12 protein-coding genes are annotated in these 15,490 nt (G+C 36.1%); 1 reads left to right on the plus strand and 11 read right to left on the minus strand.

The window, feature by feature from the left end:
• Positions 1 to 29: 29 nt before the first annotated feature.
• The 5 genes from hemB to hemA all read right to left on the minus strand — a co-directional run bounded on the left by hemB (position 30) and on the right by hemA (position 5,057).
• On the minus strand, positions 30 to 1,010 hold the full coding sequence (gene hemB / locus HWV59_RS20015; protein WP_175639853.1) for a porphobilinogen synthase: 981 nt from the start codon (positions 1,008 to 1,010) through the stop codon (positions 30 to 32).
• Positions 1,007 to 1,807, minus strand: coding sequence for a uroporphyrinogen-III synthase (locus HWV59_RS20020; RefSeq protein WP_175639854.1), 801 nt, complete (start codon positions 1,805 to 1,807; stop codon positions 1,007 to 1,009). Before HWV59_RS20020 ends, hemB begins: the two co-directional genes overlap by 4 nt.
• Entirely contained in the window at positions 1,807 to 2,739 is a 933-nt protein-coding gene (hemC, locus tag HWV59_RS20025; protein WP_175639855.1) for a hydroxymethylbilane synthase, read from the minus strand. Before hemC ends, HWV59_RS20020 begins: the two co-directional genes overlap by 1 nt.
• A 115-nt stretch (positions 2,740 to 2,854) precedes the next feature.
• Positions 2,855 to 3,685: a cytochrome C assembly family protein gene (locus tag HWV59_RS20030; protein ID WP_102230778.1), complete on the minus strand. Its 831-nt coding sequence runs from the start codon at positions 3,683 to 3,685 to the stop codon at positions 2,855 to 2,857.
• Positions 3,686 to 3,704: 19 nt separating this feature from the next.
• Positions 3,705 to 5,057, minus strand: coding sequence for a glutamyl-tRNA reductase (gene hemA, locus HWV59_RS20035; protein ID WP_175639856.1), 1,353 nt, complete (start codon positions 5,055 to 5,057; stop codon positions 3,705 to 3,707).
• A 312-nt stretch (positions 5,058 to 5,369) separates the two neighbouring features.
• On the opposite strand from hemA, the gene HWV59_RS20040 reads away from it, so the two are divergent.
• Positions 5,370 to 5,858, plus strand: a complete 489-nt coding sequence (locus HWV59_RS20040) for a LiaI-LiaF-like domain-containing protein (RefSeq protein WP_102230777.1) — start codon at positions 5,370 to 5,372, stop codon at positions 5,856 to 5,858.
• A gap of 32 nt (positions 5,859 to 5,890) precedes the next feature.
• Here HWV59_RS20040 and yihA read toward each other — a convergent pair whose 3' ends face one another.
• From yihA to HWV59_RS20070, 6 genes are all read right to left on the minus strand, one after another.
• Complete coding sequence (gene yihA / locus HWV59_RS20045) at positions 5,891 to 6,478, minus strand: ribosome biogenesis GTP-binding protein YihA/YsxC (protein ID WP_102230776.1); 588 nt, start codon at positions 6,476 to 6,478, stop codon at positions 5,891 to 5,893.
• A complete protein-coding gene (lon, locus tag HWV59_RS20050) occupies positions 6,475 to 8,799 on the minus strand; it encodes an endopeptidase La (protein ID WP_175639857.1) in 2,325 nt (774 codons plus the stop codon). The genes yihA and lon overlap by 4 nt, the downstream gene beginning before the upstream one ends.
• A gap of 354 nt (positions 8,800 to 9,153) precedes the next feature.
• A complete protein-coding gene (lonB, locus tag HWV59_RS20055) occupies positions 9,154 to 10,830 on the minus strand; it encodes an ATP-dependent protease LonB (RefSeq protein ID WP_175639858.1) in 1,677 nt (558 codons plus the stop codon).
• Between the two features lie 330 nt (positions 10,831 to 11,160).
• The gene (clpX, locus tag HWV59_RS20060) at positions 11,161 to 12,426 is read right to left on the minus strand and encodes an ATP-dependent protease ATP-binding subunit ClpX (protein ID WP_102230773.1); all 1,266 of its coding nucleotides are present in this window, start codon (positions 12,424 to 12,426) and stop codon (positions 11,161 to 11,163) included.
• A 353-nt stretch (positions 12,427 to 12,779) separates the two neighbouring features.
• Complete coding sequence (gene tig, locus HWV59_RS20065; RefSeq protein WP_102230772.1) at positions 12,780 to 14,069, minus strand: trigger factor; 1,290 nt, start codon at positions 14,067 to 14,069, stop codon at positions 12,780 to 12,782.
• A gap of 263 nt (positions 14,070 to 14,332) precedes the next feature.
• Entirely contained in the window at positions 14,333 to 15,343 is a 1,011-nt protein-coding gene (locus HWV59_RS20070) for a tetratricopeptide repeat protein (protein WP_175639859.1), read from the minus strand.
• Between the last annotated feature and the right edge of the window lie 147 nt (positions 15,344 to 15,490).

Here is a 15,490-nt window from a genome sequence, read left to right on the forward strand (position 1 = left end):
CCCCTTCATTTTTTCGAGTTAAAGGATATTTAATTTTCTTCCTTAAGCCAGCGAGCAACGTCTTTTGCAAAGTATGTAATAATTAAGTCTACACCTGCACGCTTCATTCCGACGAGCATCTCTGTAACAATTGCTTTTTCATCTACCCATCCATTTTGAGAAGCCGCTTTAATCATCGAATATTCTCCACTTACATTATAAGCGACAACAGGTACATTAAAGTGATTTTTCACATCTCGGACGATATCAAGATACGATAGAGCAGGCTTTACAATTAAGAAATCTGCACCTTCTTCAAGATCAGACTGTGCCTCTCTCAATGCCTCATCGCGGTTTGCCGGGTCCATTTGATAGGTTTTACGATCACCAAACTGAGGTGAACTATGTGCTGCATCTCGGAATGGTCCGTAAAATGCACTAGCATACTTAACTGCGTAAGACATAATCGGAATATGCTCAAAGCCTGCTTCATCTAATCCATGTCTAATTGCAGCTACAAAGCCGTCCATCATATTTGAAGGAGCAATAATGTCCGCTCCTGCTTTCGCTTGACTAATCGCAGTTCTAGCAAGCAAATCCAGTGTTGGATCATTTAAAACTTGTCCATTTTCAATGATACCGCAATGTCCGTGATCTGTATATTGACATAAACATGTATCAGCGACGACAACTAAATCCGGAAATAGTTCTTTCACTTGTCTTGTTGCTCTCTGAACAATTCCTTGATCATGATAAGCTTGAGTTCCTACTTCATCTTTCTCGTCAGGAACCCCGAACAAAATAATTGATTTAATGCCCAGCGAAACAATTTCTTCAATTTCTTGATTTAGAAGATCCAATGATAAGTGATACACACCCGGCATTGAAGACACTTCATTTTTCTTTTTTTCCCCTTCTACAACAAAAATTGGGTAAATAAAGTCTTCTGTACGAAGATGTGTTTCTCTTACCATTGCCCTTAAATTATCGCTGCCACGTAATCTTCTATGTCTAGTAAATTGAATATTCATCGAATACCCTCCTTATTTTTTACAACTTCAATCATTACTTTTAACATATCATCGATTGTATATGAATCAGGCATTATTCCAGTGAATCCATACTCCATTAACGTATTATTCGTAATTGGACCAATGCATATAAAGGTAACTTTTTTAAGATTTTCAAGCAATTCTCTTTGATAAAGCACCTTCATAAAGCTGTCAACCGTTGAAGAGCTAGTAAAAGTAATAAAGTCTACTTCATTACGTTCAATATATGACGTAAGTTTGCTTGCTTCTGAATGATTATGTATTGTTTCATAAACAACTAAGTCTTTTACATCAAAGCCGTGTGAAGTTAATTGTTCTATTAATATCGGTCTTGCAAGGTTACCACGTATAACAAGGATTTTTGCATCACGCTTTAGCTTTTCCTTCATTTTTTCAGCCAGCTTTTCAGCAACAAATTCCTCTGGAATAACGGAAACGGTTAAATGCAGTTTCTCCATTTGCTTACTCGTTTTTCTTCCAACAGAGGCAGCAATCAAATGTTGTAATTCAGTGTATGGTATATTCCACTGAACAAGGTACTCTTTAAAAAATGTAACACCATTTACACTCGTAAAAACAATACAATCAAACTCTTTCATACGAAATATTGTTTGTTTTATATTTTCTTCATTTGAATCATTACTTCTTATTTCAATTAGTGGAGTAGATATAGGAACTCCACCATTTTCCTCAATCTTTTGAATAAACTCTTCCACTTGAGCTTTAGCTCTAGTAATCAACACTCTCTTTCCTTGCAAAGGAAGATGATCAGGCATTATTGATCAAGCTCCTCTTTTACTCGATCAATCAAGGCTTTTGCTCCCTGACTTGTTAGAAGCTCTGCAACTTTTCCACCAATTTCTTTAGGGTCCGTACCTGAGACCTGTTCTTTATACACCTCTTTACCATCTGGTGAGGCAATTAACCCGGTAAAGGTTATTTCTTTATGATCGTTTACAGTGGCAAATCCTGCGATTGGAACCTGACAGCCACCTTCCATTTTCGTTAAGAAGGTCCTTTCTGCTGTCACCGCTAGTCGTGTTGAGTGATCAGTGAACTTTGCTAATAATTCTAATAGCTCATGGTCATCCTCCCGACATTCTATCGCTAATGCACCTTGTCCAACTGCCGGTAAACAAATCTCCGGCTCTAAAAATTCGGTAACAACCTCTTTACTCCAGCCCATTCTTGATAGACCAGCAGCAGCTAAAATAATCGCATCATAGTCCTCAGATTTTAGCTTTTCAAGTCTTGTATCAATATTCCCTCTAATCCATTTAATTTCCAAATCAGGGCGTTCAATTAATAGTTGCGCACTTCTTCTCAAGCTACTAGTCCCAACAACCGCTCCGCTTGGTAAATCAGAAAGTTTTTTATGATCTTTTGAAATAAGCGCATCTCTATGATCTTCACGGTCTGGAACACATCCAATTGTTAGACCATCAGGAAGAATTCCCGGCATATCTTTCATACTATGAACAGCCATATCAATATCCCCGTCTAACATAGCTTGTTCAATTTCTTTTACAAACAGCCCTTTTCCTCCGACCTTTGATAGCGTAACATCTAAGATTTTGTCACCTTTTGTAACGATTTCTTTAATTTCAAATTCAAATGGTAATCCAAATGATTTTAATTGATCAATTACCCAATTTGTTTGAGTTAATGCTAATTTACTACGTCTAGAACCTACTACAATTTTTCGCATAATTGCCTCCTACATTGAATTGCGCAAGCGCCTTGATCAGCCTAGGGAGAGGCGCTGGAGCTGGACACCAAACTAAATACAAAATTGATACTTTTTTAACTGTTAAAAAACGATGTCAAGAATCCCAAAAATGGAATCTCGATAAACTGCCAAACAAGAAAAAGTTTATTAATAACACTAGAAAAGATGCTATATTAAGAAAGGCAACAGACTTACCTTGCAATTCCTTTACAATTCGCATATACAAATAGATTCCATATGTAAGAATGACCATAAATGAACCAAGTACCTTTGCATCATACCAATGGAAGTTTTGAACTTTAATATAAGCCCAAATGCTCCCAAGTATAAGACTTAGTAACAGCATTGGTACTCCAATGACATTTAATACATAGGACATATGATCAAGTTTTGACAAATCTTCAATTCTAAGAAGACGCTTACCCCATTTTTTCTTCTTTAATAAATTATATTGAATGGTATAAAGAACAGAAAAAACAAAGGACAAGGAAAATGCTCCATAAGATAAAATCGCCATCGTAATGTGAATCAGCAGTAATTCGGATACAAGCTGACTTGAAACAGCAGCTGATTCATATTGTGATGGAGCAAAGGTATGTATTGCCATCATCATAAACCCGATCACGTTGGTGAAAAATATGATAAATTCAGCTTTTAAGACTCGATTTAACACGACAGATAAAGTTACGAGTACCCATGTATAGAAATACAGTCCTTCAAAAACATTTAATACCGGAAACCTACCTGTTTCAAACATGCGCACAAATAAAAAAATTGTTTGTAATAGCCAAACAATAGAAAGCAACCAGAAGGCAGCTTGTTTCGCCTTCCGGTTGTTATTTAAGAAATCTATAAAATATAAAAGTACACATACTGCATAAAGAATAATAGTTACTTCATTAATTCTACTTAAGCTCATCTCCATAAAAGTAAAATCCTCTCACTTACGATTGAAGTGAAGCACGATAAATCTGTTGGTCCACACCAACCTCATGATTCTCTGATTTATCTATTTTCAATTGCTCTTCAACAGCATCTTCAATATTAAAGATTTTCATAAATAAATCTAATGATTCCTGAGCATTTGCTTCCCCGGATAGCTCTTTTACTTTTACGATTGGATCTCTAAGTAATTGATTAATAATACTTTTTGTATGTTTGTTTAGTACCTTTCTTTCACGATCAGTTAAATTAGGCATTTTACGTTCAATACTTTCCATCGTTTCAGCTTGAATAGCTAATGCCTTTTGACGAAGGGCTGAAATAACCGGTACTACACCAAGTGTATTAATCCATTGTTTAAATTGAACAATCTCTTCTTCAATCATTAGTTCAATTTTTTCTGCTGCGACTTTTCTTTCTTGTAAATTAGCTTCTACGATGTCTTGTAAATCATCTATATCATATAAAAATATGCTGTCTAATTCACCAAGCTTAGGATCTAAATCACGTGGGACAGCAATATCAACCATAAACAATGGTCGACCTTTTCTCATCTTCTCGACATGTGTCATCATGTCCTTTGTAATAACAAAGTCTTTTGCACCTGTTGAACTTATAAGGATATCAGCTTCAATTAGACCACACTGAAGTTCATTTATATCTTTTGCATTTCCATTAAATCGACTTGCCAGCTGCTCTGCCTTTTGAAAAGTTCTGTTCATAACAGTAACTTTTCCAACACCACTGCCATGTAAATTTTGGACTGCCAGCTCTCCCATTTTTCCTGCACCTAATATAAGAACATGTTTAGAGTGAAGATCACCAAAGATTTTTTTCGCAAGTTCAACTGCTGCATAACTAACAGATACTGCGTTTGCTCCGATTTCTGTTTCAGAATGGGAACGCTTTGCTAATGTGATAACCTGTTTAAACAACTGATTGAAAACCGTTCCAATTGTATGGTTCTCTTGTGCTTGTAAAAAGCTTGAACGAACCTGACCAAGGATTTGAGTCTCTCCAATGATCATTGAATCTAAACCACAAGCAACTTTACATAAATGCTCAATTGCACCGTCTTGCTCAAAAATTGTTAAATAAGGTGAGATCTTCTCTTTGTCTAATCCGAACCAATCAGCTAAAAATGCTTTTATATAATAACGCCCTGTATGAAGTTGATCAACGACAGCATAAATCTCAGTACGATTGCATGTCGATACAATTACATTCTCAAGGATACTTTTTTGTTCTTTTAACTGTTTCATCGCATCTGTAAGCTCATGAGGTTGAAATGAGAGCTTTTCGCGAATTTCAACAGGGGCTGTTTTATAATTTAAGCCGACTACAACTATATGCATTTTCTTATACACCCCCATGTACAAGGATCTCTACTTATTAGTATATCACTCTTACTTTTAATTCCTTCAAAAAAATGTGAACAGTCTTTGAAAGTCTATGTTATGATAATTTATGTTTGTAACTTAAACTGTTGCAAATGTCTGTGTATTACTTCACAAGTATTCTACACATTATGACACGATTCTCATACTTTTCTCTCTCTGTACAATATCAGATATTAGTCTGTGAATCAAGTTATTGGTTTGGATATGCTGACAGTTTTTTACTATTATGTACGATTATTATCATTATTATTTGACACGAGGTGGACAATGAAAAAAATCACACTATTACCTGCTATTATCTTGTTAGGTATTGGCATTTTTTATTCACTCCAAAAATTCAATATTCATTTATTTGAAGGGCAAAACAGCTGGGAATTTTTATTAATATTACTTGGATTTGCCTTTTTGATTAGCGGTCATTTTGAACAGGATTCAAATGCTATATTACCTGGAATTATTTTAGCAGGAATTGGGTTTCATTTTACCTTATATGGAAAAGTTGAATCATGGCCAACCCACTCTGCTTCTTTTTTATTCATTCTCTCAATTGGCCTACTTTTAACGGCAATAAAAACAAAAGCTGGTTATTCACAAGGAATCATTTTACTTGCAATCGGCCTATTCCTACACTTTTCCTCAACAATAATAGGCTCTCTTTCTATTGTTGAAAATGGAGTGAACAGCATTGAAACCTATTGGCCATTTTTATTTGTACTTATTGGTGGAGTATTATTAATAATTAGACGTAAAAAATAAGAGACCTGGTAATAACCAGAGTCTCTTTTTTGTTATTCTGCTGTATATTCGCTGATTAACTTCCAAGCTTCGTCTTTTCCTAATCCTGTTTCAGATGAGAAAATTACAAACGCATCGGACTTTTCCATATTTAACGCGTCTTTAATAACTTTTGCGTGCTTTTGCCATTTTCCTTTTGGAATTTTATCTGCTTTTGTTCCAACAATTATCGCAGGAATTCCATAATGTTTTAAAAAATCATACATTAACATATCATCATTTGTTGGTGGATGACGAAGATCAATCAGTAATATGACGGCTCGAAGCTGCTCACGGGTAGTAATATACGTTTCAATCATTTTCCCCCATGCTTCCCGCTCTTTTTTACTGACCTTCGCATACCCATACCCAGGTACATCTACAAAATGTAATTGTTCATTAATGATGTAAAAGTTTAATGTTTGAGTTTTTCCTGGTTTTGATGAGATTCTAGCAAGAGCTTTCCTGCCTAGCATTTTATTTATGAAAGAAGATTTTCCAACATTAGACCTTCCAGCTAAGGCAACTTCAGGTAAATCTCCTTCTGGATATTGTTGTGGCTTAACAGCACTAATCACGATTTCTGAACTTGTAACTTTCATTCTTTCTCCCCTGTTAATGCATGTTTTAACACTTCATCTAAATGTGACACAAGGACAAATGTCAATTCTTTTCTTACACTTTCCGGAATATCGTCTAAGTCTTTTTCATTTTCCTTGGGTGCAATGATTTTTGTTAATCCCGCTCGATGTGCACTAAGTGTTTTTTCTTTTAATCCGCCGATTGGCAGCACCCGGCCACGCAGTGTAATTTCACCAGTCATTCCAACTTCTTTACGAACAGCTCGACCGGTTAATGCTGAAATCAACGCTGTTGCCATTGTGATACCTGCTGAAGGGCCATCTTTTGGTACCGCTCCTTCAGGTACATGGATATGGATATCATTCTTTTCATGGAAATCACGATCAATGTGAAGCTCTTCAGCTCTGGAGCGGATATAGCTAAATGCTGCTTGAGCTGATTCTTTCATAACATCTCCAAGCTTACCTGTAAGAATGAGTTTTCCTTTACCAGGGGTAACCGACACTTCTATAGATAGTGTGTCACCACCTACAGTTGTATAAGCTAAGCCAGTTGCTACACCGACTTGGTCTTCCAGTTCCGCCTGTCCGTATCTAAAACGTTTTTTCCCTAAGTATTCCTCAATGTTTTTATCGGTTATGATGATTTTCTTACGCTCCTGCTTAACAATCATTTTAGCCGCTTTTCGGCAAACACCTGCAAGTTGTCGCTCTAAGCCACGAACACCAGCTTCTCTTGTGTAATAACGAATAATGCTTTGAATGGCATCATCACGTATTTGAAGATGGGATTTTTTCAAACCGTGTTCATTGAGCTGTTTTGGCAGTAAATGATCTTTTGCAATATGAACTTTTTCAAGTTCTGTATAGCCGGCTATATTAATAATCTCCATACGATCACGAAGCGGGCCTGGAATCGTTGCAAGATTATTAGCCGTTGCAATAAACATAACCTTCGATAAATCATAGGTTTCTTCAATATAATGATCACTAAAATTATGATTTTGCTCTGGATCTAATACTTCAAGCATGGCAGAAGAAGGATCTCCTCTAAAGTCACTTGACATTTTGTCAATTTCATCTAATAAGAAAACAGGGTTTATCGTTCCTGCTTTTTTCATGCCTTGTATAATTCTCCCCGGCATAGCGCCTACATATGTTCGTCGATGGCCGCGTATTTCCGACTCATCTCTTACACCGCCAAGTGAAATTCTTACAAAATGGCGATTTAAAGATTTTGCAACTGATTTGGCTAAAGAAGTTTTTCCCACACCAGGCGGTCCTGCAAGACAAAGAATTGGACCTTTTAATGAGTTTGTCAGCTGTTGAACAGCCAAATACTCAATCACTCGCTCTTTCACCTTTTCAAGCCCGTAATGATCTTCGTTCAAGATTTCTTCAGCTATATTTACATCAAGACGATCATCGGTTGCTTTCGTCCACGGTAATGAGATCAGCCATTCAATATAATTGCGAATAACAGCACTTTCAGCGGAGCTTGAAGGAATCTTCTCATATCTATCAAGTTCTTTTAATGCAACTGCCTTCACATGTACTGGCATTCCGACTTCATCTAAACGCTCTTTAAGTGTGGAAACTTCCCCAAGCTTTCCTTCCTTTTCACCAAGCTCTTTTTGAATCGCCTTCATTTGTTCGCGTAAATAGTACTCTTTCTGTGTTCGCTCCATTGATTTTTTAACACGTTGACCAATTTTTTTCTCAAGTTGGACAACTTCTTTTTCATTTTGGAGGATAGAAATAACTCTATTTAAACGTTCAGTCACATCAAGGGTTTCAAGTACCTCTTGTTTTTCCTTTAGCTTTAAAGGTAAGTGCGAAGTGATGATGTCCGCCATTCTTCCAGGTTCTGTAATATCTGAGACTGTTGCATATGTTTCTGCTGATATTTTCTTCGAAAGCTTTATGTATTGCTCAAAATATTCAAGCATCGTTCTCATTAACGCTTCTTCTTCAACACTTTTCTCTTCAGAATCAGGGTATACAGTAACTTCAACAGCGTAATATTCATCTTCATCTACAAAGCGTTGAATTTTACCACGTTCAATTCCCTCAACAAGAACGCGTATTGTCCCGTTAGGTAATTTTAGCATTTGCTTGATTTTCGTTAATGTTCCAATTTCATAAATGTCTTCTTTTTTAGGCTCATCTATCGAAATCTCTTTTTGTGTCGTTAAAAAGATAATATGATCTTCCATCATTGCCTTTTCTAACGCCTGTACAGATTTATCTCTCCCTACATCAAGGTGTAGTACCATTGTTGGATATACTAACAAGCCTCTTAATGGTAGGAGGGGTACGATTTGAGTAGTTGATTTCGCCATGCGTTTACACCTCCATGACAATATAGTTCATTCTTTACAATTCTATCTTATTCTTTTTATAGTGTCTAATTTAACCACTTTTAGTCAATAGGTAGTATACCCTAATCTCCTAAACAAACTTTGTTTTGTTATACTATCATCCATAAAACTTTTTGCTTTCTGATAGTATAAAAAATTCAAGTACCTTTTGAAAAGAATAATGCCTATTTTACACTATAATTCCCGCATAGATAATATATATTTAGAATAAAAATTTATTTCTCATACGCAAACATGATTAGAGACCCCCTTCTTATAAAGACCAATCGATGGTCTTAAGCTGGCAGGTCTCTAAATAGAAGTTAAACACAGATATTAAACTGATTCTTGATGTGGAAAGTCATGTGAACTTTTTTGGATTCTATTCGGTAATTCGGTTGGTGGATCGACAAGTGCTATATCAAACACTTCTTGTAAATGTGTAACAGGGATAATTGTAACTCCTTCGATATCTTTAAGGATCGATTGTACGTTTTCCTTCGGAATAATGACGATGTCTGCTCCAGCTTTTTTAGCTGCCTTAATTTTAGGTATAACCCCACCAATCGGCTTTACATTGCCGTGAATACTGATTTCGCCTGTCATTGCTACTTTATTGCTAATCGGAATCTTATGAATGGCTGAAAATATTCCTGTTGCCATTGCTATACCGGCAGATGGTCCATCAATTGGTGTTCCACCTGGAAAATTAACATGGATATCATAATCTGCAGCCTGAATGCCCATAGAGCGCAAGACAGTAATCACATTTTCTACCGAACCTTTCGCCATGCTCTTACGACGAATAGATTTTGAACGATCACCTATGCTTTCTTCTTCAACTATACCTGTAATATTAATTGTGCCTTTTTCTTTTTCAGCAGGAATCACAGTTACTTCTATTTCGAGTAATGCTCCGGTATTCGGTCCATAAACTGCGAGACCATTTACTAAACCAACCTTAGATGCTTCTTCAATTTTCTTTTCGTGACGTGGAGATAATTGACTTGAATGAATCACCCATTCTATATCTTCAACTGTAATTTCTTTACGATCCTCTGACATGGCGATTCCTGTTGCAATTTGCATTAAATTTACGACTTCACGTCCATTTCGTACATATGACGTTAGAAGGTGGATGCCTGCATCATTTACTTCCATGTTTACCCTGCTTGCTGCTTTTCTTGCAACAATAGCGAGTTCTTCTTGTTCCAGATCTCTAAAAAACACTTCCAGACATCTTGAACGAATTGCTGGAGGTATTTCATTTGGAGTTCTCGTTGTTGCCCCAATTAATCGAAAATCAGCTGGTAAGCCATTTTTAAAGATATCATGAATATGAGTTGGGATCTGAGTGTTTTCTTCGTTATAATAAGCACTTTCTAAGAAGACCTTCCGATCCTCTAATACTTTTAAAAGTTTATTCATTTGGATAGGATGTAATTCACCAATTTCATCAATAAATAAGACACCGCCATGTGCATTTGATACCGCACCTTGTTTGGGCTGTGGTATTCCAGCCTGCCCCATCGCTCCAGCTCCTTGATAAATCGGATCATGGACTGAACCGATTAATGGATCAGCAATACCTCTTTCATCAAATCTGGCAGTTGTCGCATCCAATTCAACAAATACAGCTTTTTCTTCAAAAGGTGATCTCTTATTACGTTTTGCTTCTTCCAGCACTAATCGTGCTGCTGCTGTTTTCCCAACTCCGGGTGGTCCATATACAATAACGTGCTGAGGATTTGATCCACAGAGGGCAGCTCGTAGAGAACGAATTCCATCTTCTTGTCCTACTATATCTTGGAAGCTCTTTGGACGCACTTTTTCTGCTAAAGGCTCGGTAAGTTTAATAGCCCTCATCTTCCTTAGCTGTTCCATTTCTTTTTTAGATTCACGATCAATTGAGATTTTTTGAGTTCGTTGATTTTTTAGTAAGTTCCAAAAATATAACCCAATAACAATCCCAAAAAATAATTGAATAAACAAAGCGATACTAGTCCAGCTCATTTATTGGTCCCTCCTGCCATGATGTCGTGTTACCGCTACGATGAAAAATTAATTTTCTGATATTGACTTCGTTTGAGAGGTCTATTTCTATTCCTTTTGCCCTATAGAATTACACCTTACTTTTCAGAATTAATCTGTCATTATATATGTATAGAGAAGATTAACATCCAGAAGATGGACAAAAGGGCAAGCTTGGCTTGCCATCTTTTTGTAGAAGCGGTTATTTATAGCTAGTATCTCCTTAGTATCAAAGGAATAAACATCACTCTAAGGAAAGTTTTAGTTAAACAAAAAAAGGAAGCCTTTCAAATTAAGGCTTCCTTTTGTAAATTATGCAGATGTCTTTTTGTCTTCTTGTACTACAGTCCCATCACTTAAAACAAGTTTTGGAGGTGTTTCTCCCAAAACAGTTTCAGCTGTTATGATAGCCTTTACGATATCTTCACGAGATGGTAAGTCAAACATCATATCCAGCATAATGCCTTCAATGATTGATCTAAGACCACGAGCACCTGTTTTTCTTTCAATTGCTTTTTTAGCAATCTCCAACAAAGCTCCATCTTCGAACTCAAGTTCAACACCGTCAAGGTCAAGCATTTTTTGGTATTGTTTTACAAGTGCATTTTTTGGCTTTGTTAGAATTTCAACTAAAGCCTCTTCATCTAATGGCTCCAAACTTGCAATGACAGGTAGACGACCGATAAACTCCGGTATCAAACCAAATTTCAATAAGTCTTCAGGCAATACTTGGGAAAGTAATGCTTTTTTATCAAGATCAGCATTTTTGTTATCAGAACCAAAGCCAATTACTTTTCGTCCAAGACGACGTTTAATAATTTGCTCAATTCCGTCAAATGCACCACCACATATGAAGAGAATGTTTGTTGTATCAATTTGAATAAATTCCTGGTGTGGGTGCTTTCTTCCACCTTGTGGAGGAACACTCGCTACTGTACCTTCAAGAATTTTCAAGAGCGCCTGTTGAACACCTTCACCTGATACATCACGTGTAATTGACGGGTTCTCAGATTTACGAGCTACCTTATCAATTTCATCGATATAAATAATTCCTTTTTCTGCTTTTTCAACATCATAATCTGCAGCTTGGATTAATTTAAGTAGAATATTTTCTACATCTTCACCAACATAACCTGCTTCAGTCAATGATGTAGCATCAGCAATCGCAAACGGAACATTTAAAATTCTAGCTAGTGTTTGAGCTAATAATGTTTTTCCGCTACCAGTTGGCCCAATCATCGAAATATTACTTTTCGAAAGTTCAACATCATCAATTTTGCTGTTTGAGTTAATACGTTTGTAATGATTGTACACAGCTACAGCTAATGATTTTTTCGCTTTATCTTGACCAATCACATATTCATCTAAGATCTCTTGGATCTCCCTAGGTTTTGGAACATCTTTAAACTCAACTTCTTCCTCTGTCCCAAGCTCTTCCTCTACAATTTCAGTGCAAAGCTCAATACATTCATCACATATATATACTCCAGGTCCAGCTACTAGCTTACGAACCTGATCTTGTGTTTTTCCGCAAAACGAACATTTTAGTTGTCCTTTTTCATCGTTAAATTTAAACATTATTTCACCCCTTATATCTTTATCTCAAAAACGTACTCCATCTCTTCATTATTGTTTTATCAAATGCACATGAAACAGATAGATGATGATGGAACAAAGAAAAACAATTGTTAAAAAAGTATGTACTGCATTTTACCATAACTTATGCTCTTAAAGATAATAATACCCCTTGAGCAGGTTGAAAAAGCTTCAAACAATTTATAATTTTATTGTTTATTGCTTCTTTATGTCATTGCTTATATTATGTTTATGTATGTATTGACTTTCTTATATCATTCCCAAAGGAATATAAATAAAACATGATTGTATAAAACAAGGCACGATCTGCTCGCGCCTTGTTCTTTTATTTTATATTATGCAACAACTTTGCTGTTTTCCACAAGAAAATCGATTGCTTTACGAACTTTCAGATCTTCTTTAAGTCCCTCAGCGTTACCACCTAGAGCTTGTTTAATATTTTCAATTGGCATGTTGTACATTTCAGCCATTTTTGCAAGTTCTGCTTCAACATCTTCATCAGATACTTCAATGTTTTCTGCTTTAGCAATAGCTTCAAGAGTTAGGTTATATTTCACACGTTTCTCAGCGTCAACTTTCATTTGAGCTTTTAGAGCTTCTTCATCTTGACCAGAGAACTGGAAGTATAACTCAAGATTCATCCCTTGCATTTGTAGGCGTTGTTCAAATTCCTGCATCATGCGAGAAATTTCGTTCTCAATTAATGCATTAGGAATATCAACTTCTACACCTTCAGCAGCTTTTTCTACTAGTGTATCACGCAGATTGTTTTCAGCTTCAGACTTTTTCGCTTCTTCAAGACGAGTTCTTGTTTGAGCTTTTAATTCATCAAGAGTTTCAACCTCTTCATTAACATCCTTAGCAAATTCATCATCTAATGCAGGAAGTTCTTTAGTCTTAATTTCATGAACTTTCACTTTGAATACTGCTGGTTTACCTGCAAGATTTTCAGCATGGTATTCTTCAGGGAATGTAACTTCTACATCTTTCTCTGCACCCGCTTCTAAGCCAACTAATTGCTCTTCGAATCCTGGAATGAAAGAACCTGAACCAATTTCTAATGAGTAGTTTTCTGCTGCTCCACCTTCAAATGCTTCACCGTCAACATAGCCATCAAAGTCGATTACTGCAGTATCACCATTTTCAATTGCGCCTTCTTCTTTAACAACCAGTTCAGCTTGACGCTCTTGTAATTGTTTTAATTCGTTGTCTACATCTTCATCAGTTACAGTATCGTCTAATTTTTCAACTTCTAGACCTTTGTATTCACCTAATTTTACTTCAGGCTTTACAGTTACTTTTGCAGTGAAGATTAAGTTTTTACCTTTTTCAATTTGTTCTACATCGATCTCAGGACGATCAACCGGCTCAATACCAGCTTCATCAACTGCATTTGGATATGCTGTTGGTAAGATGATGTCTAACGCATCTTGGTATAAAGACTCTACACCAAAACGTTGTTCGAACATTCCACGTGGAATTTTACCTTTACGGAATCCAGGAATGGAAACTTGTTTAACTACCTTTTTAAATGCTTCATCTAGTGCTGTTGAGAATTCCTCTGCAGAAACTTCAACCGTAAGAACGCCTTCGTTCCCCTCTAATTTTTCGAATTTAACTGACATATTTGCTGTCCCTCCAAAGATCTATAATGATTTGTGCGAATAAGTGATAGGTAAATGGTGGTTGCTTGTCCAGTTTAAACAATCGTCCACTATCATATACCTGTTTTTATGTACGGCAAAGGTAACCGAATACTAAACATGCTTAGGATTTCGCATAAAAAAGAAGGTCAATTTGTCCAAAATAAAAAAGACCCTAATTACGATGATCACTATTTTGCAACCATTTTATTATAACATAGAATGAATTCCTTTCAACATATAGCTCACATTTGAAAATAAGAAATTTCTTCTATTTTATATATTTTTTCACAGGCTTCTTGTAAGGAAGTTGCAGGCTTATCATAAATCTGTTCTAATTCTTCATCCTCTATTGAAATACCATGCAGAGAATAACCGACTACATGTAGCGCTGCAGCCCATAAGTTCACATCTTCGGGCTGTGGTAAAAAAGGATACATCACATATAAATGTCTGATCCATAATTCTTTTACTGCTTCAAATAATGTAGGATTTTCACTACCTAATGTATCATCCAAATAATTTAATACTTTTTTTGCAAAAGGTACATCAGCTGGATCTTTTAGTTCTGCTGGATTGACGGTCATTGTTTCCCCGAATTTATTGACCGTTACTTCCTTCTCAAATCCGTGCTCAATCATTACATGCAAAACCATCGATTTAATCGTTGGATGTACTTCCTCCCCTTCTAATAGAAGTCTCAGGGTATTTATATGCTTATTTATATTGCGGTCCCTCAAACTATGAACATATCCCATTTGTTTTTGAGGGTCTTGTAATAAATCTTCTACGTACACCGTGTCATGACTTTCTTCTTCTTCTTCCTCTTCCATGATCTCTTCGCTATTTTGATTCATTTTTCGACTAAATTCTAATAGCTTATAAAAATGTTCAGCACTTTCAGCAGGAAGCTGATTTTCTTCAAGAACTGCTTCAATTGTGGACTGGACTTCCTGGTATTCCCGAAGTTGAATTAAGATGGTTAAATAGATTTGTAGTACAGTAAAATAATGCCCAATATCCTCCAAGAGCATTTTTTTACAGATGTCTTTTGCCTCGTTTAATTCTCCAAGTTCCATTAAACAAATAGCCATCCCTAAGTGAATTTCTGCCTCGTCTTCTTTTAATTTTTTTGCTTCAGCGAACATATCAAGTGCTGCATGATATTTCTTTTCTTTTAAAAGAGCCATTCCTTTATCAAGATAACGTTCTTTTAAATTTGGAAACAATACGATGTTGTTTTTTTTCTGTTTCATACATGGTCAACTCCAACAACCTATCTTTGCATACAAGTGTAACAATCCAGCAGATGGAAAACAAGTTGGACCTTTATAAAAAATTAAGGCTTACTTTTTCAATTGTAGTCGTTTTTTTAATGTAAGCATAAGGACGGTTCGTTCCAT

The sequence above is a fragment of the Metabacillus schmidteae genome (assembly GCF_903166545.1).
Classification (GTDB): Bacteria; Bacillota; Bacilli; order Bacillales; family Bacillaceae; genus Metabacillus; species Metabacillus schmidteae.